Below are 22,628 nucleotides of genomic sequence, written 5' to 3' on the forward strand. Positions count from 1 at the left end.
GTATAATTGCAGCCATAACAGTGCCAACTTGCCAGTAGCATCAAAAGCAGTACTGTTTAAGGGCCGTAAAAGGCGTACAAGGTAAGTATAATATGTGAATCTGGCTAAACCCACTCCTTCTAAGCAGAACGAAAAGTTTTAAAGTTTCTTGCAAAAAGAAAGACGAGCCATTGCAGCTCGTCTTTGTAAAGTAGCAAACCCGAGGGCAAAAGCCCTCTTAAGTCTTAAATATAGCCGGCACTGGTGCTGAGTTTTACTTTGTGGCGTATGGCGCCGTTAAACTCCTCCTCCATCTTTAGCACCTCATGGCCTTTTTTGCTGATCCAAAAGATAGCGTAGTTTCCGTTGCCGTAGTCTGTCCGGAGCTTCCAGCAGTCGGTCTGGGTGTTACCAGGTGTCGGGATTTTCTCTGAGCCGATTACCTCGTACAGTTTCTCTGCCGGGCCGGGCCTGCTGCCGGGGTGGTAAAAGTTGATGCTGTACACGGTGTTCGTCTTCAGCGGCAGCGTTTCGAAAAACTCCAGGTCCAGTTCCCAGTTAAACGCCTGCTCCGGCGATTCCACTTTAAAGCCCTTAAAGGCATTGTTCTGCGTGGTGTCCGAGCCTACCACCTGCCCCTGCCGGAACTCGAACGCAGCCGTACCCCTGAATGAGGTGCTGGTGTGGTAAACCGGGGTGAAGTCGCTTTCGCAGATAGAGAAGATCCTGCGGTTGGTGGTGCTATCGGCCCCAACCCAGTTCTGCCGTATGACCAGACGCTCCTTGCCTTTATACTTTTCGAGGCGCACATCGCGGTTCCAAAGCGACTGGCTGAGCACGTCCGGCTTGTCTGGTTTCCGGATCGTGACCATGTACTGCCGCAAGCCGGGCTTGAGCTGGTGCATGCGCAGATTCGCTGCTTTTATGTGCAGGGTGTCGGGTGTGGCGTTGGCGAGGCCGTACCAGAGGCAGGCTCCCACCAAAAGGAGTGATTTCTTCATAGTTTATAGGTATGGTTTGGTCGTGTATGCACTGCGGCAGCGCCGGCAGCGGCCACAAGTTTCAACCATATCCCATAAAATAAAAAAGGGCTGGCCGAATTTTCGACCAACCCCTTTTTTGTATCGCTATACTTCCTGCTTACAGGTGTATCACTTCGTCGTAAGCGGCTGCGGCGGCTTCCATAATCGCCTCGCTCATGGTTGGGTGCGGGTGCACCGATTTGATGATCTCGTGGCCTGTGGTCTCCAGTTTACGGGCTACCACCACCTCAGCGATCATCTCGGTTACGTTGGCTCCGATCATGTGCGCGCCCAGGAACTCGCCATACTTGGCATCGAAAATCACCTTCACAAAACCATCCTTAGCTCCGGCGGCACTTGCCTTACCAGACGCTGAGAACGGGAACTTACCTACTTTAATCTCCAGGCCCTGCTCGCGTGCGGCTTTCTCTGTCAGGCCAACAGATGCAATCTCAGGTGAGCAGTACGTACAGCCCGGGATGTTGCCATAGTTCAACGGCTCCGGGTCTTGTCCGGCTATCTTCTCCACACAGATGATACCCTCGGCAGATGCCACGTGCGCCAGCGCAGGGCCCGGCACGATGTCACCGATCGCGTAAATGCCATCCACGTTTGTCTTGTAGAACTCATCTACCACTACACGGCCTCTGTCTACTTTAATGCCCAGTTCCTCCAGGCCGATGTTCTCTAGGTTTGTCTGGATACCCACAGCAGAAAGCACTACCTCAGCCTCCAGAATCTCCTCGCCTTTTGCCGTTTTAACAGAAACCTTGCACAGGTCGCCGTTGGTATCCACGTGCTCCACAGAAGAATCGGTCATGATGTTGATGCCTGCCTTGCGGAAAGACTTGGACAACTGGCGTGATACCTCCTCATCCTCTACCGGCACGATGTTCGGCATGTACTCCACGATGGTTACTTTTGTGCCCATGGCGTTGTAGAAGTAGGCAAACTCCACACCAATGGCGCCGGAACCTACCACTACCATGCTCTTCGGCATTTTGTCCAGCGACATGGCCTGGCGGTAACCGATGATCTTCTTGCCGTCGATAGGCAGGTTAGGCAACTCACGTGAGCGGGCACCCGTCGCGATGATGATATTATCAGCCTCTACCGTGTCTTTTTTTCCGTCGGCATCTGTAACCTCAATTTTGCCTTTGGCTACGATCTTACCAGTACCCATTATCGCATCAATCTTGTTTTTGCGGAACAGGAACTGGATACCTTTGCTCATGCCATCGGCCACGCCGCGGCTGCGCTGGATTACCTTATTAAAATCTACCGAAGCGTCTCCCACGGTAATGCCATAGTCTGAGGCATGGTTGATATACTCAAAAACATTTGCGCTTTTCAGCAGTGCCTTCGTCGGGATACAGCCCCAGTTCAGACAGATGCCACCCAGCGACTCGCGCTCGATAACACCTACTTTCATGCCCAGTTGCGACGCGCGAATTGCAGCCACATAGCCACCCGGGCCACTACCCAGCACTACTAAATCGTATTTTGATGCCATAGTTTCTTAATTATAAGTTGACAGACAAAATTAAACGATAATCCCAACTCTGCAAAACCACGTTTTACCCTCCTCATTTTTAGCATAATGGAAAGAAGTTGATTGGACTTGCCAACAGGAATAACATAAAAGTCCTAATTTAATTTTGAGAGTGCGCCATACTGCCGTACTTTAGCCCCTGAAAGTATAAATTAAGTTTCGCCTATGCTTAAAATTCTACCCTTTTTACTTTTTCTACTGGTGTCTTATAACGCCGCTGCACAGCAAACGGTAAAAGATTATTTCAGGAACGGGAATGAGCAGTTTAAAGCAGGCAGGTACGATGATGCCATACAGCAGTACGACGAAGTACTGAAGCTGGAGCCACGCCATGCCGCTACCCTTACCAACCGGGGCGTGGCCAAAGACCGCCTGCGCGATTACCGGGGTGCTATCGACGACTTTACGAAAGCCATTGCCGCTAACCCAAAGTATACCGAGGCTTACCTGAGCCGCGGCCTTACCCGCTACAACCTGCGCGACTACCAAGACGCCCTTAAAGATTTTGATAAGGGCGTTTCGCTGAAGCCGAAGGATGCCAGGGCCTACAACAACCGCGGACTGGTGCGCTACGCTCTGAAGGATAACCGTGGTGCCATTTCTGACTATACCAAAGCTATTGAGTTAGATGCGACTTACGCCGAAGCCTACTACAACCGGGGTGCCCCCCGCTACAATATCGGGGAGAAAGCCAACGCCTGCGCCGACTGGGCCAAGGCCAAACAACTGGGCCTGAAAGAAGCCGCACCATACCTGAAGAAATACTGCAAGTAGGACCGGTGATTTAGGTAACCTGATAGATTGATAAGATTTTATACTTGTAGAGGCGCAAACATTGCGTCTCTTTTTCTTTTGTAGCAATGCTATAGCGCAAGCGTCCACCCTTATTTCTTTGCAAACGATTATCATCTCTTTGCCCCCTTGTTTACCGAGGCCCCTACCCCCAAGAGGGAATTGTCTGAAGCCTCGTTAGCAGAATTATCTAACCACCCTAGCCCCTCCTTGTCTAAGGAGGGGAGCTTGTTACTACTTTGGCTAAAGTATAGGTTTCGTAGATGCTGGCATCGTGCGACAGGTGCGAACCTGCCCCTCCCGAGAGGGGAATTCTGCTGGAGCTCCGTCAGTTTTGGCTATCAAACTGTTCCCAGTCTTTCCGTGGGGGTAGGGGCCCTCGACAAAGAGCGCCTTTGGAATTTTTCGGTGCCCGTGAGGGCATTGCGACGCAGGAGCAAAGAAAAGGTCCCAGCGCGATGCGGGAAGACGAGCCCTCCCGGGCTGGAGGGCGCCAAGGCCAGAGGTGAAACTTTAGGTATGTAAGACTGAGGATCAGCAGTGGCTAGAAAGTATAGCCTGTGTCAAACTAAAAAAGCAGCGGCTATGGAAGTATAAACTGGCAAGTATAAAAGTATAGCCCAAGTATAAAGTATGGCTTTTCAACCCAGTAGCGTTACAAACCCAACACCTAAAAGAACACAAGTCTGAAGACTTGTGCCAGAAGGGGGGAAGTATAAACTGGCATGTAAAAGTATAATCTACTTAAACAACATAAGGCGCTGAAAACAGCGCCTTATGCCTTAACAATCAAATTTTCACTAAAGTATAATTCTATGCATCGTTTGGTTCTTTGGTTTTACCGGAGGCAAGCAGCTCCTGTTTCACACTTTTAATATCGATGGCCTGCATGCGCTGCATCGTCTGTTCTTTCACTGCGTCAAACTCTTGCAGGTTATTTTTGCTTACCGGGTTGGCGGCTGGCAGCTTCACGCGCAGAGCATCCACCTGGCGGCCGTTCTTCCAGAACCGGTAGCAGAGGTGCGGTCCGGTAGCCAAACCAGTGCTGCCTACATAACCGATAGTCTGCCCCATCCTCACACGCGCTCCCTTCCGTATGCCTCTCGCAAATTTAGACATGTGCAGGTACTGCGTGGTATAGGTCTTGTTGTGGCGCACTTTCACGAAATAGCCGTTGCCCCTGGTGTAATGTGCAGCTACTACCACACCGTCGCCAACGGTTCGGATCGGGGTGCCGCGCGGTGCAGCAAAGTCAGTGCCCAGGTGGGCTTTGTAGCGCTTCTGCACCGGATGGAAGCGCCTCTTGGAGAAACGTGAGCTGATGCGGCTGTACTCCAGCGGCTCCTTCAGGAAGGCTCTTTTCAGGCTTTGCCCTTTCTGGTCATAATAGTTCAGGCCGTTTCCTTCATCAAACCCAATGGCGTAGATCTCCTCGCCCTCATGCTCAAACACGGCAGATTTCAGTTCACCAAATCCGATCGTCTCACCATTCACTACCTTCTCTTCATAGATCAGCTTAAAACTATCGCCGGGCTGCAGGCGGTTCAGGTCGAGGCGCCAGGCAAAGATGTCAGCAAACCTATTTACCAACTGCGGGGAGCCGCCAGCATCTACCATACTTACGAAAAGCGAGCTTTCTATTTCACCGGCGATGGTACGCTCCAGCACCTCCACCTCACGCTTTACCAGCGTTACGTTCAGGCTGTCGCTTAGGTCAAAGATCACGTACTCTACCTGGCTTGGCTCATAAATAAAGTATTGAGCAGTTTGCGCGGAGTCGCGCTGGTGCAGGAGGGTGTAGTTGCGGCCGGCGGCAATGCGGCGCACGTTAAATACTTCTTTTGCTTTCTTTGCCAGGTTATGGATGGTGGTTGGGTCGATGTTGTATTGGCCCAGGATTTCGGAAAGCACCTCACCACGCTCCACCTCGGCCTCCACTATCTCCAGCGAGTCGGTCGGAATACCATAGACGATGGGCGCAGGCGCCTTTTTCTTCTCTGCTTTCACAACAGACTTAGCGGCAGGTGCCGCCTCTACGGTTTTTGAGCCCATCAGATAGGCCGGGGAAAAGTTCAGGATTTGCGCAGCCGTAATGCAAATTAACAACGACAACGCGAACAGGATGGCAAGTCCTTTCGTGCGTTTCAACATGAGTTTGGGGTACCTTTGGTTTAAAATCGTCACGAAAATAGGCTTTAACCTATAAAAATAAAAGTCAATTTCTACACAATAATCAGATTATAAATATGTTGCAATACTTTCCAGAGAAGCACACATATAATAAAGTCCTATATAGCCATTATTTATACTTCTATTACCCGCCTCCTTTACCCGTTTTAAAAACTTAATAACTAACAACTTACTCACCTCCTGATGCAGGCTATCTTTCACCCGCTTCGGATTACGGAAATCTTTTTTAACTTTGGCTCCCATGAAAGCATTAGAAGGAAAAGTAGCTCTGATAACCGGGGCATCTAAAGGAATAGGTCGCGCCATAGCACAGCAATTTGTGGAGATGGGCGCACAGGTAGCATTCACCTACCTCTCGAGTGTGGAAAAAGGACAGCAGCTGGAGCAGGAGCTGGCAGCTGGCGGCGGCAAGGTAAAAGGCTACCGCTCCGACGCCTCCGACTATGCCCAGGCCGAGCAGTTGGTAGAGGACGTGGTGAAGGAGTTCGGCAAGATCGACGTGGTGGTGAACAACGCCGGCATTACCCGCGATGGCCTGCTGATGCGCATGAGCGAGGAGCAGTGGGACGCCGTGATGAACGTGAACCTGAAGTCTGTTTTTGCGGTAACGAAGGCTGCCACCAAGCACATGATGCGCGCCAAGAGTGGCTCTATCATCAACATTACCTCGGTGGTAGGCATCAAAGGCAACGCGGGCCAGGCCAACTATTCGGCCTCTAAGGCTGGCATCATTGGCTTTACCAAGTCGGTGGCGCTGGAGCTGGGCTCACGCAATATCCGCTGCAACGCCATCGCCCCGGGCTTTATCGAAACTGAGATGACCGGTGAGCTGGACCAGAAGGTGGTGGACGAGTGGCGCAAGGCTATTCCGCTGCGCCGTGGCGGCACCCCGGAGGACGTGGCCAAAGCTGCCGTTTTCCTGGCCTCCGACGACTCAGCCTATATATCAGGCCAGGTGCTGCAGGTAGACGGCGGCATGCTGACCTAGTAAGTTATAGAGTTTAGGGGTTTGAGAGTTTGGGAAAGATTATCAAAAACATCAAATCTTATAGTAGAAAAAGGCCAATGCTGCGGCGATTACGTTAGTAGCATTGGCCTTTTTGTTTTAACTTTAGTTTTATTGGCATAGCTATGGCGCAAGCGTTTGCTTGTGCCAGTAAATTGCTACCCGCACCCATACATATGGTGCTGCCGTAAAGTAAACCCTAATCATGAAGTATAACTCTTAAACTCTCTAACCTTCTAACTTTCTAACTCAGAACAGTGTTCTCGCTCCGCCTCATAACCACCGCCTCACCCTGGCTTATACTTGCCTGCCTGGCAGCGGGCTCGCTGTATGCGTGGCTGCTCTACAGCAAGAAAACGCCCTGGCCAAAGCCGCTCAACTACGCGCTGGCTGCCTTGCGCTTTGTGGTGGTAAGTATACTTTGTTTTCTGCTGATGGGGCCGCTGGTAAGGTATGTGTCCAATACCACGGTGCCGCCTACCATTGTTTTTGCGCTGGATAACTCTCAGTCGGTAGAGCTGTTTTCGGACTCTGTGGAGCTACAGGCCACACAACAGCAACTGCAGCAGGTGCGTGAGCGGCTGGAGGAGCAGGGCTACCAAACGGCCGTCCAAACGCTGAACGAAGAGCAACAGCAAAGTATAAATGAAGTTACCTACGGATCTGAAACCACCAACCTGGGCCAGCTGCTGAAGCAGGTGCAGGATAAGTATACCGAGCAAAACCTGGCGGGGGTGGTGCTGCTATCAGACGGCATCGTGAACCAGGGCGCATCGCCGACCTATGCCAACTACGGTTATACCTTATACCCCGTAGCCGTGGGCGATACGGTACCGAAGAAGGATGCGCTGGTGGCCTCGCTGCGCTACAACAAGGTAAACTACAGCGGCAACCGCTTTCCACTGGAAGTGGAAGTACAGCACGAAGGGTTTGGCGGCAGAACAGCTAACATCATACTTCAGGAGAACGGCAAAACCATCGCCAGCAAGAAAGTGCTTTTCAAGGATAACCAGCCCTTGCAGCAGGTGCCGTTCCAGGTACTGGCCAGCGGCTTGGGCAAGCGCCATTACGTGGTGCAGGTAGAGCCGCTACAGGGCGAGTTCACTACCCTTAACAACACCAAACATGCCTACATTGATGTGGTGAAGGGCAAGATAAAAGTTCTCATCGCAGCCGCTGCCCCGCACCCCGACATCAAAGCCATCCGCTCTGCTATAGAATCGAATGAGAACTATGAAACGACGCTCTTTATACCCAGCGTGAACGAGCTGCAGCAGCAGGATTACGATGTGGCGGTGCTGCACCAGTTACCCGGACGCATGGCCGGAGCCGAGCCTGCGCTGAGCCTGGTGCGCCAGAAGAACCTGCCTGCGCTGTACATTCTCGGCCCACAAAGCGACCTGCCCAATTTCAACCGAATGAACGCAGGCATCAACCTCATCAGCAGTGGCCAGACTGATGAAGTAACCGCCGTAACAAACTCCAATTTCAGTAATTTTCAGCTGCCTGAGGGTGCTACAGAGCGGCTGCAGGAGTACCCGCCGGCGCGGGTGCCTTTCGGGGAGGTACGGCTTAGCCCAAACACCGAAGTTATACTTTACCAGCAGGTGGGCCGGGTGCGCACCAACAAGCCGCTGCTGGCCGTGCAAACCTCGGGCGACAAACGCAACGCGGTGCTGCTGGCCTCCGGCACCTGGCAGTGGCGCCTGATGGAGGCGGCCAACCACGAGCAGCCGCAGATATACAACCAACTCATCACGAACCTGGTGCAGCTGCTGGGCGCGCCCCGCAACAAAAAGCGCCTGAACGTTTACCCAACTCAAACCGAGTATACCAGCTCCGACGAGGTACACTTTAACGCCGAGGCATACAACGAGGCGCTGGAGCCGATCTATGGCCAAAACATCACTTTAAACATTACCGGCGAGGATGAGCAGACACGTACCTTCACCTTTGCCAACGGCGAGAACCAGGGCGGCGTGAACATTGGTACGCTGCCCGGCGGGCGCTATACGTACACGGCCACCGCAAGCATAAACCGGCTACAGCAGAAAGACGAAGGCGAGTTTGTGGTGGAGGAGCTACAACTGGAGGCCCTTAATGCCGTGGCCGACCATAACCTGCTTTATCAACTGGCCAGCAACAGCGGCTCCAGGTTATACTACCCGCAACAGCTGCAGCAGCTGGAGCAAGACATCCTGCAAGCCGATTACAAAAACGTGATCTACAGCAAGGACGAGCTCAAAGACCTCGTGGATATGAAATGGCTGTTCTTCCTGCTGCTGGGCCTGGTAATTGTGGAGTGGTTTGTGCGCAAGTATAATGGCAGTTATTGAGGTTGCTGCTTGCTAGTTATTCGCCTATACCTCTGCCGCAAGTTTAGAGCAGCTCAAGTTGTGATATAAGGGGCAGGTGTACTTTTTCCGCCTTACACAAGTATAAGATTTATACACTGAGATGCTTTAAACCCTAAAAAATCCTACTTCTGTGCTCAACCTCTCTCCTATCGTACTACACACCAAACGCCTGCTGCTCCGCGAGCTGACGCCTGCTATCTTTAACCAGCTTTTTCTCAAAAAGACGAAGCCGGAAATTATGGAGTACCTGCACCTGCAAACCGATCAGCAGTTTGAAGAAATGGAGGAGCGCTATACCAAAGGCATCACCACCTATTACCATGATTTTAAGGGATTCCACCTTCTGGACCGCGAAACGAAACAGGTGATTGGCCACTGCGATTTTCATACCTGGGTGCCCAGCCACCGACGCGCTGAGGTGGGCTACGCCATCAAAAACGAGAAGTATAAAAACAAGGGGCTGATGACAGAAGCACTGGAAAGTATACTTACCTTTGGTTTCAGGCAGATGAACCTGTACCGCGTGGAGGCCCTCATTGCGGACTATAACACGCCCTCGCTGCAACTGGTGCAGCACTTCGGCTTTAAGCGCGAAGGTCTGCTGCGCAACCATTACAAAGTAAACGGACAGCTGGAGGACTCGATCATGTTCTCGCTGCTGAAGCCTGAGTTTGAGGAGTGGGAAGCGCGGAAAGCTACTCGCTAACGTTGCCCCTGATACAGAAAAATTGCAGATGTGGCATCTACGGCTTGCAACCATTTGGCAAGTATTTGACTCTCATATTCAAAACCTTCTACCTGAAACAAGCATGAGAAACTTACTACTTGCCTCTATACTCTTTTGCGTATTAACCTCCTGCTCAAAAGATACCACCCTGGATGAAATGCAAACCGAACTTGCCGCTAATCAGTATCCGCAGAAGTGGCAGCTTGTAAGTATGTCGGGTAATATTGCCAATGTGCCACCTCAAACTGGTGATGACATGGCTTGGCAGGAAGCATATATGTTAAATTCAGACAACACCTTTATAAAAACCAGGGAGCAAAACGGGACAAGAATAGAGGCAAGCGGTACTTTTGTTATAGCAACTCAACCCGATGCCAAAACTATCATAATGACCTATACTAGTCCGAGCGGCATTATCGGTGCTTGTTCAGGAGATCAGAAGGAATACCTTGGGTTTAAAGACGAATTCTTGATAGGTTCGTGGCAAGCGTGTGATGGACCTGGACTAAAGTATAAAAGGGTTAACTTTGCAGCATATGCTAACTAAAAGGAACTCTTGAAATACATCCTAATAAATAAACCCTACGAAGTACTTACTCAGTTTACCGACGAGGCAGGCCGCAGTACGCTTAAAGACTTTGTGCCAGTGCCAAACATTTACCCCGTTGGCCGCCTCGACTACGACAGCGAGGGCCTGGTGTTGTTAACCGACGACAAACAGCTGCAGCACTGCCTCTCTGACCCCAAGTTTAAGGTGGAAAAAACCTATTGGGTGCAGGTAGATGAAATTCCGAAGGATGAGGCACTGACCAGACTCAGGCTGGGTGTGCAGATTAAAGGCGGGAAAACCACGCCGGCTAAGGTGCGCCTGCTGGAGGGAGAGCCTAAAGTATGGGAGCGCTCCACCCCTATCCGTTTTCGTAAGAACATCCCCACATCCTGGCTCGAGATCAAAATATCGCAGGGCATGAACCGCCAGGTACGCCGCATGACCGCAGCCGTGGGCTACCCCACTCTCCGCCTCATCCGCCCAAGTATAGGCCCGATTTCGCTAGGTAATTTACAGCCCGGCGAGTGGCGCGAACTGACACCTGAGGAGGTGGAACAGCTGAAAGGTATAGCCAAAGGCAGCAGCGGAAGTGGAAATAGTAGCGTGAGAGCCAAAAGCTTCGGTACCGGCAACAAAGGCCGCAGAAGCAGTGGCAAAGGCGGTTTCCGGAAACAGATCAATTAATTGTTGATTGTTGGTGCTTGGCCATTTTACTTTATAGCCGCTGCCCCTTCTGGCGCAATTCTCCAGACTTGTGTCTATAAATGGTGTTGAGTTTATAACTCAACTGGCTCGGAGAGCCATACCTAGTGCTTTGGTTATACTTTAGCTGCTGCTTTCTGTAGCTTGACACAAGCTATCCTTCCTAGCTACTGTTCATCCTCAGTCCTACATACCTATCGTTGCACCTCTGGCTGTGGCTCCCTCTAGCCCGGGAGGGCTCGTCTTCCCGCATCGCGCGGTGTATTGAAGCTGCCATCGCTGCGCTGCAGGCTGCCCTCCGGGCACCGCATCAATACAAGGCGCTCAACGGAAAGACTGGGATCTGTTCGATAGCCATCGCTATACCACTTGAACCGGACTCCCTCTCCTGTTTTGGGGGTAGGGGCCCTCGAGAAAAGGAGAGGGCTGGGGAGAGGTATAATTCCCCTCCTCGGAGGGGCCAGGGGTGGGTTCACACTTTTGCTGATGACAACCATCCCCAATTATGAAACTTACACTTCAACATCAGTAATTACAGGCTCCCCTCCTTTGACAAGGAGGGGCAGGGGTGGTCGGATGGTACAACTCCCGGAGCTTGAACCAAGTCCCCCTTCGAAGGGGGCAGGGGGATGAAATCGTTCCCAGATTTCCCTCTTGGGAGGGACGTGGTTAGTTTTACACCTTCACAGGGGCAGGTCGCGACTTGCCCGGCCTACATGACCAGCAACGGAGCTTATACTTTAACCAACTGCCCCTTCTTACCCATCCAAGAGCTAGTCCCAGCCAACACTACAACCTCGAAGTACCGCAAAGGCCGCGTAATAACTCCAGTCCCTCCTCCCAGCGGCCGTGCCCGGAAGCGCTGTTGATGTGCCCGGTCATGCCGATGTTAACGTAACGGCTGCCCCAGGCAGTAGCCAGCTGCCGCGCCCGACTGGCAGAAATGTACTCATCGTTGCTGCTGCTCACCAAAACACTTCTAAATGGCAGGCGCTGCATGGGTATAGGGGCAAAACCAATTACATCTTCCGGAAATGTAGGCGTCTCGGTATCGGCGGGGGCCACAAGTAAGGCACCTTTTATGTGTTGGTTATACTTCTGAGCCCAGAAAGCCACCGCAATGCAGGCCAGGCTGTGTGCCACCAGCACCACCTGTTCCGGATTGTGGCGTTGCACCACTTTGTTCAGTTCCTCCACCCACTCCTCCTGTTCTGGTGTGTCCCAGTTTAGCTGCCGCACGCGCTCAAATGAGGGGTACTGCTGTTGCCAAAGGCTTTGCCAGTGCTCCGGTCCGGAGTCGCCGAGGCCGGGTACAAGTATAACTGTGCTCTGCTGCATAAGCTGCCGTGTTACTGAAAGTATAAATCAATTTAAAACCCTAATCCTGCCGTAACCGAGAAAGCCCTCCCTTTACCCTCCGAGCGCCCATCGTTAAGCAGTGAGGTAAAGAAATGATGGTACAGCAAGTCCAGGTGCAGTTTCCAGAGTTCAAACCCCACGCCCCCATTCAGGGCAAACTGCATGTTGTGAATATCTTTACGTTGGATATTAAGGTTATTATCAGCTACTGATAGGGCGTAGGAGATGGATGGGCCTGCCATAACCCGCACCCGCGAGACAAACATGCCATCGTAATCGGTGCGATAGCCCAGCAGCACCGGTATGCGCACGTAGGTAACCGTAACGGCATCACGCTCCCCCACACGGGGCTGGTTTCGGGTGATGAGGTGCGTTTTATACCTTACAAGGTTCAGCTCCGGCTGCACAAAAATCCCCTCCCCTATCCGTCCATAAATCCCCAGTTCATAGCCGACACCGGCGTCATTGTCCTCTACCAGATCATCGCTGCTGAGGCTGTAGAAGTTGATGCCCGCCTTCGCCCCAATGGTAAGTTCCGGATCGCTTTGGGCAGCAGCCGGCAAGGTGCAGGCAAGAATAAATAGGAGCAAAGTAAAGCATCTCATACCATAGTATATTGATTATCAAAGATGGATTTATACTCCTTAAACTATACTTGCCAACGCTTTGTTTACCTGTTCCTGCTGGCAGTATGCCTTAAGTTGATTAACTTGCCTCTACAATGCGTAACCGTGAAACTATGAAAACTGCCGCTCCGCTGCTGCAACTACCTGTAGCCACCGACCTGTACCTGCGCCGCGCCACAACCGCTGATGCTCCTGCCCTCTACTACCTTATAGACCGCGACCGCCCGTACTTGCGCAAATGGTTGCCATTTATAGACTTTAGCCAGGAGGTTGGCGATACAGAGGCGTACCTGAAGTATGTTTCCGCACCGGGCAATACCTCCGATCTAGTTTTTGTGATTGTGCACGGGCAGAAGGTATGCGGCCTCATCGGTTTTAAAAGTATGGATAAGCTGAACAAGAAGCTGGAGATTGGCTACTGGCTGGCCGAGGACAAGCAGGGCAAAGGTATTATGCAACGCGCCTGCCATACTTTGTTAGGTTACGCTTTTGAGAAACTGCGCATGAACCGCGTGGAGATTAGGGTAGGTGTGGGCAACGAGCGCAGCAGTAATATACCGAAAAAGTTGGGCTTCGCGCTGGAGGGGGTGCAGCGGCACGGCGAGTTCCTCAACGGGCATTTCCACGACCTGGAAGTATACAGCCTCCTCCGGAGCGAGTTTAAGGGCTGAGGCGGAGTATAAGTTTTGCAACGCTTCTCTAGCCGAAGCAGTATCTCTACTTTAAAATCAACTATAAAAAACTATGAGTAACGCAGCCTTCATCCAGATACACCCGGACAATCCGCAGGAAAGAAAAATACGCGAGGCGGTGGAGATTCTCCGCAACGGGGGTGTTATCATCTACCCCACCGATACCATCTACGGCCTTGGCTGCGACATCCATAACGCCCGTGCAATTGAGCGCGTGTGCCAGATAAAGGGTGTAAAGCCAGACAAAGTGAATCTTTCTTTCATCTGCTCCGACCTCACCCACATCTCCGACTATGCCAAAATCGACACGCCTACTTATAAGGTGATGAAGAAGGCGCTGCCGGGGCCGTTTACGTTTGTGCTGAACGCCACGAGCAACACCCCCAAGTATGCCAGCGCCAAAAAGAAAACCGTGGGTATTAGGGTACCTGACAACAACATTGCGCTGGCTTTGGTAAAAGAGCTCGGCAACCCGATCCTATCCACCTCCATCCGCGACGAAGACGAGGTGGTGGAGTACAGTACCGACCCCGAACTGATCTATGAGAAGTACCGCAACCTGGTGGATGCCGTGATAGACGGCGGCCCGGGCAACAACATCGCCTCTACAGTAGTGGATACCACCAACAATACCTTCGAAGTGCTACGGGAAGGCGCCGGCGATATTGAGGAGTATTTGTAGTTAGAAAGTTGGGGATTAAAAATGTTGCTTATCATACAATTGAATACTGACTACAGCCTCCAATCTTCTATTTTTTTCTAACCTTCTAACTCAGCCGCTGCTTCGCGGTGATGTTTCCAGCGTTTGTGGGTCCAGAGGTAATTGGCAGGGTTACGGCGGATGGCGGCTTCCAGTTTTTGGGCGAATATTTCGGTGATGGAGGGTTGGCCCGGGCCAGTCGCTGCAGGGCTACCGTCCGATATCAACTCAAAGCGAAGAGTATAGTACCCCCGGGCGGTGCGTTTCACATCCAGGAAAAGGACAGGATAACCAAAGCGAGTTGCCAGTTTTTCGGCCCCCTCGTAAAACGGTGTGTCCTGGTTTAAGAAAGTAGTCCAGAACGTGATCTCACTTTTTAATGGTGTTTGGTCTGAGAGCATTGCCACCACGCGCGGCATATTGCGGTTGGCTGCAAAGTCACGGAGGGTGTCTTTCATTTTGATCAACCTAGCCCCCAGCTTACTGCGCGTTTTCAGCATAAAGGCCTCGAAAAACGGGTTGTTCAGGGGCTTGTAAATGCCGTAAGCCGGAAAACTGAACTGAACCGCCCCGGCAGAAAGCACCCATTCCCAGTTGCAGGAGTGTGAGCCCATGGTAATGACGGTTTTACCCTGCTGCACAAAATTATCCAGCAGCTCCTGGTTCGAGAAAACAATGCGCCGCTCCATCTCGGCTGCGTTCATGGACCGAAGCTTGAGTATCTCCACCACCACATCCATAAACTGCTTGTAAAACGCTTTGGATATCTGCTGGATGTCGGCATAGCTTTTCTCGGGGAAGGCATTACGCAGGTTGTTCAGCACCACCTTTTTGCGGTAGCCCACCGCGTAGTAAACTACAAAGTACAGGAAATCGGAAAACAGGTACAGCACGGGCAGCGGCAACAAAGACAAAGCCTTCAGCAGCAGCCAGAGCGGGTAGTAAAGCGGTGGTATGTTTATACTTTTGTTCACAGCACTAGGGAGAAGCTGCAAAGGTACAACCATCCCGCTGATTATGAAATCTCATAACTTGTGCTTATTTAGCGTGAAACCGTATCACGTAGCATGAACCAGGTATAACGATATTACTGAGACAATACTTTAAAAGTCATGCTACGGGATACATGTGTCATGATACTCAAAATCTAACTTCCGAACTTAACTTGATCCTGTTAACCGAAATAATGTACAACCCGCCAGTGGCTTTTTTCTGGCACGCAATTCGTAGTGAAAGTATACAGCTGGAGGCGCACGAAAATTACGTAAAGCAAAGCTACCGCAACCGTTGCCATGTGCTCACGGCCCACGGGGTGCAGCCCCTGAGCATTCCGGTGCTGCGGGGCAACAGCAAAATTAAGATACCGATACAGGAGATTGAGATAGACTACAGCCAGAAATGGCAGCTGGTGCACTGGCGCACCATTCAGGCGGCGTACGGCCGCGCACCCTACTTTGAGTTTTACAGCGACTACCTGCAGGAGGTGTATGAACGGCAGCCGAAATTTTTGTTCGAGCTAAACGTTGATCTTTTGAAGCTTTATCTTAAATTACTAAAACTAAACCAACCGCTGAATTATACGGATGAGTACCGAATTCAGCCCCCGGAAAACGTGCTCGACCTCAGAAACAGGATACATCCTAAAATCTATCCTGACAATTTGCACGTAATACCATATACACAAGTATTTGGCAAACAATTTGTACCAGAGCTTAGTATAATTGACTTGTTGTTTACACAGGGCCCGGCGTCGATTTCATTCCTACAGTAGCGGCGCACCGCAAGCTGAACATTTGTACTGAAAAGCTTGTTTGGATAAAAGGTATAGCTGTTAGATTCAATCAGTTATAACATTTCAGAGTTTAAAAGAATACACGGAGTATAGTATACATGGAAGCAAAATTCTCAAACCGAGTAAAAGAGGTCATCTCGCTTAGCCGTGAGGAAGCAATCCGGCTTGGCCATGACTACATCGGCACCGAACACCTGGTGCTGGGTATGATTCGGGAAGGAGAAGGTACGGCCATCTCTCTGCTTAAGAAGCTTGGCGTTTCGATAGATGAATTAAAGTACGCTTTAGAACAGGCTACACGAAATACAGCGTCGCAAAGCAGCAACATCACGGGCAGTATCCCTCTGACGAAGCAGACCGAAAAGGTGCTCAAGATAACGTACCTGGAGGCAAAGATCTTCAAGAGCGATATCATTGGCACAGAGCATCTTCTGTTGTCCATCCTGCGGGACGAGGACAACATATCTTCTCAAATTTTAGCGAAATTTAACGTGAACTACGAAGCAATAAGAGACTCGCTGGATTATCATAGCAATAATCCGCTGGCATCGTCAGACACTGATGATTCTGATGATTCAGACAAACTGTTTGGTAGCTCATCGTCACGCTCTGGCAGCTCTACAAGCAAAAAGCCAGGAGAGAAATCGCGCACCCCGGTGCTCGATAACTTTGGCCGCGACTTAACCAAGTTGGCCGAGGACGATAAGCTGGACCCGATTGTTGGTCGTGAAAAAGAGATTGAGCGCGTGGCCCAGGTACTGAGCCGCCGCAAAAAGAACAACCCTATACTTATAGGTGAGCCGGGCGTGGGTAAAACCGCCATTGCCGAGGGCCTTGCCCTGCGCATTGTGCAGAAAAAGGTGAGCCGCGTGCTGTTTAACAAGCGTGTGGTAACCCTGGACCTTGCCTCGCTGGTGGCTGGCACCAAGTATAGAGGTCAGTTTGAGGAGCGTATGAAGGCCGTGATGAACGAGCTGGAGAAGTCTCCGGACGTGATCCTGTTCATTGATGAGCTGCATACGATTGTGGGTGCCGGTGGTGCTTCAGGCTCTTTGGATGCCTCTAACATGTTCAAGCCTGCGCTTGCTCGTGGCGAGATCCAGTGCATCGGTGCTACTACCCTGGACGAGTACCGCCAGTACATCGAGAAGGATGGTGCACTTGCCCGTCGTTTCCAGATCGTGATGGTAGACCCTACTACACCAGAGGAGACCATCGAGATCCTGAACAACATCAAGGACAAGTACCAGGACCACCACCACGTAAATTACACCGACAAGGCGATTGAGGCCTGTGTGAAGCTTTCGGACCGCTACATGAGCGACCGCTTCCTGCCGGACAAGGCCATTGATATTATGGACGAGGCTGGTGCGCGCGTGCACATCAACAACATTATTGTGCCTGACGACATCCTGAAGCTGGAAGAGCAGATCGAGAACATCAAGGTAGAGAAAAACCGCGTGGTGAAGAGCCAGAAGTATGAAGAGGCTGCCCAGCTGCGCGACAAGGAGAAAAAACTCATCGACCAGCTTGATGCTGCGAAGAAAAACTGGGAAGAGGAGACGAAGAAGAAACGCTACCAGGTAAAAGAGGAAAATGTGGCAGAAGTTATTGCCATGATGACAGGTATACCGGTGAAGCGTATCGCTCAGAAAGAAGGCGTGAAGCTGCTGAACATGGGTGAAGAGCTGAAAGGCAAAGTGATTGGCCAGGACAAAGCGATCGGCCAGTTAGTAAAAGCCATCCAGCGTACGCGTGTGGGTCTGAAAGATCCGAAGAAGCCGATTGGTTCGTTTGTGTTCCTTGGTCCAACAGGTGTGGGTAAAACAGAGCTTGCTAAAGTGCTGGCGACGTACCTGTTCGATAAAGAGGATTCGCTGGTGCGTATCGACATGAGTGAGTACATGGAGAAATTCAGTGTGTCTCGCCTGGTGGGAGCGCCTCCGGGATACGTGGGATACGAAGAAGGTGGCCAGCTGACCGAGAAAATCCGCCGCAAGCCATACTCTGTGGTGTTGCTGGATGAGATCGAGAAAGCGCACCCGGATGTGTACAACCTGCTGCTGCAGGTGCTGGACGACGGTATTCTGACGGACGGATTGGGCCGCAAGGTTGACTTCCGTAACACGATCATCATCATGACATCCAACATCGGTGCCCGTGATTTGCAGGACTTTGGAGCCGGTATCGGTTTCATGTCGAAGAGCAAGCAGGAGAACGTGGACGACATCATGAAAGGCACTATTGCCAGCGCCCTGAAGAAGACGTTCTCGCCTGAGTTCCTGAACCGTTTGGACGACGTGATCGTGTTCAACTCACTTAACCGTGAGGATATGCACAAGATCATCGAGCTGTCGCTTAAGAAGCTGTTTACCCGCGTGGAGACACTGGGTTATACTATAGAACTGACAAAAGAGGCGAAAGACTTTGTTGCCGAGAAAGGTTACGATCCGAAGTATGGCGCTCGTCCGCTGAACCGGGCCATTCAGAAGTACATCGAAGACCCGATTGCGGAGGAGATTCTGAAAGCAGAGGTTAACCAGGGCGACGTGATCATGGTGGATTACAAGGAAGGTGAGGAGAAACTGACCTTCACATCGAAGAAGTCGAATGGCAAGAAAACCAAAGGTGCTTCGGATGAGGCAGAGGAAACAGAGCCAACCAAGTCTACGGACTCAGACAAGACAAAAGAGTAAAGTATAAAACTTAAAGTATAGAAAAGGCTACCCAATCGGGTAGCCTTTTTTTGTTTTGCACCTCCTGGACCTAGCAGTGTGCTCTGCTCCTGCGAGCGTCTTGTTTATCAGAATCAGGATTTGCAGGTGGACAGGATGAAAAATTTTCTGGTGCAAGCGTCCGCTTATGCCACTTTACCTACTTTGCAGGCAGTTTTTATACCCTTGCCTCTCCAGAAACAAGTCTGGTATCCGTTACCCTATGCTGGTGCGAGCTTGCTCCCTTATCTTGTCCCATATCTTTTCCGGAATAGGCCCTGATTTAAAAGAATTGCCCTTAAGAGGATAGTTTCTCCTCGTGTGAGGGTTTAAAAATGGATTTCGTATTTTAAATCATTATCTACTCTTATTACTCCCACTGCCCAGCAGCAGCGAGATGGGGCGCATTTTCCGGTGCTTATCGGCTACCAGCTTAAGAATGGCCAGGAACGGGATGAACAGGATCATGCCGGAGGCACCCCAAAGTATACCACCCGCCACAATCGCCAACAGCGTGAACAGCATATTTACCTGCAGCCGCGCACTCACCGCCCACGGGAAAATCAGATTGGCTTCCAGGTACTGTACTACCGCAAACACCGTCACCACCCCCAGCGGGTACCAGATAGAGTCGTAGGTGATCCAGGCGACGGTCATGGGAAGTATGGCGCCGATGGTAATGCCCACATAAGGTATAAAAGTAAGTATGGAGGCAACCACACCGAAGAAAATAGCATGCGGCACTCCGATAAAGAAAAGCCCAAGGCTGTTCAGAACACCAACTACCAGGTAAACGATGGCCATCCCTTTAATAAAGTTATAGTAAGTGGTGATCGTTTCCCTCAGGATCTCCCGGATCTTGCGGTGCTCATCTTGCGGAAAGAAAGAACAAAGCGCCCGGGCCAGCGACTCGCGGTTATAAAGTATGAGTGCGACGTAAATTGGGATCAGTACCAGCAGCACCAGCGAAACCGCAGAAGTATACAGCACGCCCTGCACCATATTGAATGCCGAGGAAGCCACATCAGACGCCATCCCTTCGATCCAGGTTACCTGTTTTGCGGCATCTATTCCAAAATGGCCTTCCACGTAAAAACTGATGTTATCCCAGGCAGCCTTTATCTTCTCCTGAAGCTGTGGCCACTCCTCCCCTAACCGTATTACCTGGCGCACCAGCAGAAAGCCCAGACCTCCTATCAGCACCAACAGCAGCAAGAGGCACAGTGCTATGGCTACCCACCGCGGCAGCCTTTTTAACTCCAGCCATTTACAAATAGGGTATAGTACAAAACTGATGAGCAGGGCAAAGCTGAGCGGTATGAACAGTGTCTTTCCGAAGTATAAGATCACCGAAATCAGCACCGTATATTGCAGCCACTTCAGCCAGTTTATATCTGCGCTTTTCTCCATAGAAATGCTATATTTGTTTAACGGATACAGGGTCCGCCGCTGCCATCAATATTCTCATTATTTTCCGTAAATCCATAGACACTACCCCATGAAACTGAAATTTGCCGCCCTTATACTCGGCTGCAGCTTAGCTGCCACTGCCACGGCACAAGATGTTAGCACCATCAGTCAGCAGGAAGTTACCCGCATCGTGTCCACACTCAGCGCTGACAACATGGAAGGCCGCGCCTCCTTTACCCCCGGCATCGACAAAGCCGCAGCGTTTATACAAAGTGAGTTTAAGCGGATAGGCCTGCAGCCCCTGCCCGGCGAAGACGACCTGCTACAGACCTTCGGGATGTATCGCGTTTCCCCAAAGGAGCTGGAGGCAAAGCTCCAGAAAACGAGAATCTCACCGGACCATATCTTCGCCATTACCGATAAAAAGGAGCTGGAGTGGAAGCAGAAAGACAAGCAGCAGATTATAGCGATTGGCGAGAACGATGATTTCCGGAAGGTGCTGCCAACCGTGATGAACAACCAGGAGCAAGACGTACTGGTGCTGGTGCACCCCAAGCATACCGATATGTTTGAGCGCTACAAGCATTACATGGACCGTGGCAGCGTAAAGAAGCAACTCGACAGCAACAGCAGCAGCAAAGTATTTATACTTACAGACCAGCTCAGCCCGAAAAAGTATAAAATTGAAATTGAGAATAAAGTAGAGCAACTGCAACTAACTAACGTGGCCGGCATGATAGAAGGCAAGCGCAAGGATGAGTACGTGGTGTTCTCGGGCCACTACGACCACATCGGTATTCAGGAAGCTGTAGAAGGCGACAGCATTGCCAACGGCGCCGACGACGATGCAGCCGGCACCACGGCCATGATGCTGCTGGCTGACTACTACAAGCAACAGCCGCAGCCGGAGCGCACGCTGCTTTTCGTGGCCTTTACCGCTGAGGAAATGGGCGGCTTTGGCTCCAAGCATTTTTCGGAACAGCTTAACCCCGACCAGATCGTGGCCATGTTCAACATCGAGATGGTGGGCAAACCGTCTAAGTTCGGCCCGAACAGCGCCTACCTCACCGGCTTCGAGCGCTCCAACCTGGGCCCGCTGATGCAGAAAAGGCTGGAGGGCACCACCTACAGCATCCACCCGGACCCCTACCCGGAGCAGAACCTGTTCTACCGCTCCGACAATGCCACGCTGGCCCGCCTCGGCGTTCCGGCCCACACCATCTCCTCGGTGCAGATAGACCAGGATAAAACCTATCACACTGTGAAAGATGAACTCTCACAGCTAAACATGGAGCACCTGACGAATATGATCCGCGCAATAGCTTTAGCATCTGAAGGTGTGGTGAACGGGGAGGATACACCTACGCGAGTGGATAAGTCGCAGGTGAGGTAGGGGTTGCTATGTTAACTTTAATAGTGCAAGCTCCCGCTTGTGTCTAAACTGCAACTGCTATAACGAAAAAGTAATATCATTAGCTAAATTTAGTTACGTAAAAAGCTATAAATGAAAACACTTGAAATTCCAAAATTCCACGAAACGTTCAACCCCATTTTAGATATCTTAAGCAATCGTGAAGCGATTCATACTCGCGAACTACAGAATTTAGTGGTTAAGAAGTTTTATTCTCACCTACCAAAGGAATTGCTAAGTGAAAAGACAAAGTCTGGAGAGATACTAATCAATAATAGAATTGCATGGGGAAAATCATACCTAAAAAAGGGAGGATATATCTATTATCCCGAAAGAGGCCACGTGCAAATTACAGAAAAGGGGCTAAATCAGAAAAATAACCTCTCTTTAAAAACTATTCAAGAAGATCCCTCCCTCTTTGATTTCTACTCTGAAGAAAAACACAAAGACGGTGTCGACAATGCAGAAATTAAAGAAATAAAAAATGCCTCGCCGCAGGATTTAATTGATAAAGGTTTTGCTCAAATTGAAAGCGAAGTAAAAAATGAATTGCTAGAGAAGCTCAAAGCCATTGACCCTTATTATTTTGAGAAAGTGATTTTAAAACTCCTCAACAAGATGGGCTATGGAGACTTCATTGAAACCTCAAAATCATCTGATGGTGGTATTGACGGTATAATAAACGAAGATAAATTAGGCCTTGACAAGATCTATATTCAAGCCAAAAGGTTCACCGAGAATAAAGTTCGTGAAAAGGACATCAGAAACTTTATTGGGGCAATGAGTGGAGATACAAACAAAGGAGTTTTCGTAACTACATCTCTATTCGATAAAGGTGCCGAGCAAAAGGCAAAAAGTGCTCATCATAAAATCATACTTATCGATGGTTTAAAACTAGTGGACTTAATGCATGAGTATAATGTTGGTATTCAAAGTAAGTATGTTTATGAGGTGAAACAATTGGATGAGGACTTCTTTGAAGAACAATAAATACTTGCACTAGAAATACTGTATAACCTAAAAGCGGCTCCCAATCAGGAGCCGCTT

Annotated in this window: 19 protein-coding genes; 12 read left to right on the forward strand and 7 right to left on the reverse strand. The window is 50.6% G+C overall.

Annotated features, from left to right (window positions below; translation table 11 throughout):
* Positions 1 to 224: 224 nt before the first annotated feature.
* Positions 225 to 980, reverse strand: coding sequence for a DUF3108 domain-containing protein (locus tag OO017_RS17005; RefSeq protein ID WP_266053895.1), 756 nt, complete (start codon positions 978 to 980; stop codon positions 225 to 227).
* 139 nt (positions 981 to 1,119) lie between these two features.
* Positions 1,120 to 2,514, reverse strand: a complete 1,395-nt coding sequence (lpdA, locus tag OO017_RS17010; protein WP_266053896.1) for a dihydrolipoyl dehydrogenase — start codon at positions 2,512 to 2,514, stop codon at positions 1,120 to 1,122.
* 204 nt (positions 2,515 to 2,718) lie between these two features.
* Here lpdA and OO017_RS17015 point away from each other — a divergent pair, with 204 nt between their 5' ends.
* Positions 2,719 to 3,327: a tetratricopeptide repeat protein gene (locus tag OO017_RS17015; RefSeq protein WP_266053897.1), complete on the forward strand. Its 609-nt coding sequence runs from the start codon at positions 2,719 to 2,721 to the stop codon at positions 3,325 to 3,327.
* Positions 3,328 to 4,158: 831 nt separating this feature from the next.
* On the opposite strand, the gene OO017_RS17020 is transcribed toward OO017_RS17015, so the two are convergent.
* Positions 4,159 to 5,496, reverse strand: a complete 1,338-nt coding sequence (locus OO017_RS17020) for a peptidoglycan DD-metalloendopeptidase family protein (protein WP_266053898.1) — start codon at positions 5,494 to 5,496, stop codon at positions 4,159 to 4,161.
* Between the two features lie 280 nt (positions 5,497 to 5,776).
* Between OO017_RS17020 and fabG the strand changes: the two genes are divergently transcribed.
* From fabG to OO017_RS17045, 5 genes are all read left to right on the forward strand, one after another.
* Complete coding sequence (gene fabG, locus OO017_RS17025) at positions 5,777 to 6,523, forward strand: 3-oxoacyl-[acyl-carrier-protein] reductase (protein WP_266053899.1); 747 nt, start codon at positions 5,777 to 5,779, stop codon at positions 6,521 to 6,523.
* A 275-nt stretch (positions 6,524 to 6,798) separates the two neighbouring features.
* Complete coding sequence (locus OO017_RS17030; protein ID WP_266053900.1) at positions 6,799 to 8,877, forward strand: VWA domain-containing protein; 2,079 nt, start codon at positions 6,799 to 6,801, stop codon at positions 8,875 to 8,877.
* A gap of 151 nt (positions 8,878 to 9,028) precedes the next feature.
* Positions 9,029 to 9,604 (forward strand): GNAT family N-acetyltransferase, encoded by a 576-nt coding sequence (locus tag OO017_RS17035; RefSeq protein ID WP_266053901.1) that lies wholly within the window; start codon positions 9,029 to 9,031, stop codon positions 9,602 to 9,604.
* A gap of 103 nt (positions 9,605 to 9,707) precedes the next feature.
* Positions 9,708 to 10,172 carry a hypothetical protein gene (locus OO017_RS17040; RefSeq protein WP_266053902.1) on the forward strand — a complete coding sequence of 155 codons (465 nt, stop codon included), beginning with the start codon at positions 9,708 to 9,710 and terminating at the stop codon, positions 10,170 to 10,172.
* Between the two features lie 9 nt (positions 10,173 to 10,181).
* A complete protein-coding gene (locus OO017_RS17045; RefSeq protein WP_266053903.1) occupies positions 10,182 to 10,859 on the forward strand; it encodes a pseudouridine synthase in 678 nt (225 codons plus the stop codon).
* A gap of 807 nt (positions 10,860 to 11,666) precedes the next feature.
* Here OO017_RS17045 and OO017_RS17050 read toward each other — a convergent pair.
* The gene (locus OO017_RS17050) at positions 11,667 to 12,215 is read right to left on the reverse strand and encodes an RBBP9/YdeN family alpha/beta hydrolase (protein ID WP_266053904.1); all 549 of its coding nucleotides are present in this window, start codon (positions 12,213 to 12,215) and stop codon (positions 11,667 to 11,669) included.
* Positions 12,216 to 12,247: 32 nt separating this feature from the next.
* Positions 12,248 to 12,826, reverse strand: coding sequence for a porin family protein (locus OO017_RS17055; RefSeq protein WP_266053905.1), 579 nt, complete (start codon positions 12,824 to 12,826; stop codon positions 12,248 to 12,250).
* Between the two features lie 149 nt (positions 12,827 to 12,975).
* On the opposite strand from OO017_RS17055, the gene OO017_RS17060 reads away from it, so the two are divergent.
* Positions 12,976 to 13,533: a GNAT family N-acetyltransferase gene (locus OO017_RS17060; RefSeq protein ID WP_266053906.1), complete on the forward strand. Its 558-nt coding sequence runs from the start codon at positions 12,976 to 12,978 to the stop codon at positions 13,531 to 13,533.
* 73 nt (positions 13,534 to 13,606) lie between these two features.
* Complete coding sequence (locus OO017_RS17065) at positions 13,607 to 14,236, forward strand: L-threonylcarbamoyladenylate synthase (RefSeq protein WP_266053907.1); 630 nt, start codon at positions 13,607 to 13,609, stop codon at positions 14,234 to 14,236.
* A 77-nt stretch (positions 14,237 to 14,313) separates the two neighbouring features.
* On the opposite strand, the gene OO017_RS17070 is transcribed toward OO017_RS17065, so the two are convergent.
* Complete coding sequence (locus tag OO017_RS17070) at positions 14,314 to 15,261, reverse strand: lysophospholipid acyltransferase family protein (RefSeq protein ID WP_266053908.1); 948 nt, start codon at positions 15,259 to 15,261, stop codon at positions 14,314 to 14,316.
* Positions 15,262 to 15,440: 179 nt separating this feature from the next.
* Here OO017_RS17070 and OO017_RS17075 point away from each other — a divergent pair, with 179 nt between their 5' ends.
* Together OO017_RS17075 and OO017_RS17080 are read left to right on the forward strand one after the other, a co-directional pair.
* On the forward strand, positions 15,441 to 16,025 hold the full coding sequence (locus tag OO017_RS17075) for a WbqC family protein (RefSeq protein ID WP_266053909.1): 585 nt from the start codon (positions 15,441 to 15,443) through the stop codon (positions 16,023 to 16,025).
* Between the two features lie 119 nt (positions 16,026 to 16,144).
* Positions 16,145 to 18,742, forward strand: a complete 2,598-nt coding sequence (locus OO017_RS17080) for an ATP-dependent Clp protease ATP-binding subunit (RefSeq protein WP_266053910.1) — start codon at positions 16,145 to 16,147, stop codon at positions 18,740 to 18,742.
* A gap of 375 nt (positions 18,743 to 19,117) precedes the next feature.
* Here the strand turns inward: OO017_RS17080 and OO017_RS17085 are convergent, their stop codons facing one another.
* Positions 19,118 to 20,170 (reverse strand): AI-2E family transporter, encoded by a 1,053-nt coding sequence (locus OO017_RS17085; protein WP_266053912.1) that lies wholly within the window; start codon positions 20,168 to 20,170, stop codon positions 19,118 to 19,120.
* A gap of 88 nt (positions 20,171 to 20,258) precedes the next feature.
* Between OO017_RS17085 and OO017_RS17090 the strand changes: the two genes are divergently transcribed.
* Complete coding sequence (locus tag OO017_RS17090) at positions 20,259 to 21,563, forward strand: M20/M25/M40 family metallo-hydrolase (RefSeq protein WP_266053913.1); 1,305 nt, start codon at positions 20,259 to 20,261, stop codon at positions 21,561 to 21,563.
* Between the two features lie 111 nt (positions 21,564 to 21,674).
* Positions 21,675 to 22,571 (forward strand): restriction endonuclease, encoded by an 897-nt coding sequence (locus OO017_RS17095; protein WP_266053914.1) that lies wholly within the window; start codon positions 21,675 to 21,677, stop codon positions 22,569 to 22,571.
* Positions 22,572 to 22,628 lie beyond the last annotated feature (57 nt).

This window comes from Pontibacter anaerobius (genome assembly GCF_026241195.1).
Classification (GTDB): domain Bacteria; phylum Bacteroidota; class Bacteroidia; order Cytophagales; family Hymenobacteraceae; genus Pontibacter; species Pontibacter anaerobius.

Excerpts from the sequence above, each read along its gene's own strand:
- OO017_RS17005 (WP_266053895.1), bottom strand. The coding sequence starts at position 980 with ATGAAGAAATCACTCCTTTTGGTGGGAGCCTGCCTCTGGTACGGCCTC.
- lpdA (WP_266053896.1), bottom strand. The coding sequence starts at position 2,514 with ATGGCATCAAAATACGATTTAGTAGTGCTGGGTAGTGGCCCGGGTGGC.
- OO017_RS17015 (WP_266053897.1), top strand. The coding sequence starts at position 2,719 with ATGCTTAAAATTCTACCCTTTTTACTTTTTCTACTGGTGTCTTATAAC.
- OO017_RS17020 (WP_266053898.1), bottom strand. The coding sequence starts at position 5,496 with ATGTTGAAACGCACGAAAGGACTTGCCATCCTGTTCGCGTTGTCGTTG.
- fabG (WP_266053899.1), top strand. The coding sequence starts at position 5,777 with ATGAAAGCATTAGAAGGAAAAGTAGCTCTGATAACCGGGGCATCTAAA.
- OO017_RS17040 (WP_266053902.1), top strand. The coding sequence starts at position 9,708 with ATGAGAAACTTACTACTTGCCTCTATACTCTTTTGCGTATTAACCTCC.
- OO017_RS17050 (WP_266053904.1), bottom strand. The coding sequence starts at position 12,215 with ATGCAGCAGAGCACAGTTATACTTGTACCCGGCCTCGGCGACTCCGGA.
- OO017_RS17060 (WP_266053906.1), top strand. The coding sequence starts at position 12,976 with ATGAAAACTGCCGCTCCGCTGCTGCAACTACCTGTAGCCACCGACCTG.
- OO017_RS17065 (WP_266053907.1), top strand. The coding sequence starts at position 13,607 with ATGAGTAACGCAGCCTTCATCCAGATACACCCGGACAATCCGCAGGAA.
- OO017_RS17070 (WP_266053908.1), bottom strand. The coding sequence starts at position 15,261 with ATGGTTGTACCTTTGCAGCTTCTCCCTAGTGCTGTGAACAAAAGTATA.
- OO017_RS17075 (WP_266053909.1), top strand. The coding sequence starts at position 15,441 with ATGTACAACCCGCCAGTGGCTTTTTTCTGGCACGCAATTCGTAGTGAA.
- OO017_RS17080 (WP_266053910.1), top strand. The coding sequence starts at position 16,145 with ATGGAAGCAAAATTCTCAAACCGAGTAAAAGAGGTCATCTCGCTTAGC.
- OO017_RS17085 (WP_266053912.1), bottom strand. The coding sequence starts at position 20,170 with ATGGAGAAAAGCGCAGATATAAACTGGCTGAAGTGGCTGCAATATACG.
- OO017_RS17090 (WP_266053913.1), top strand. The coding sequence starts at position 20,259 with ATGAAACTGAAATTTGCCGCCCTTATACTCGGCTGCAGCTTAGCTGCC.
- OO017_RS17095 (WP_266053914.1), top strand. The coding sequence starts at position 21,675 with ATGAAAACACTTGAAATTCCAAAATTCCACGAAACGTTCAACCCCATT.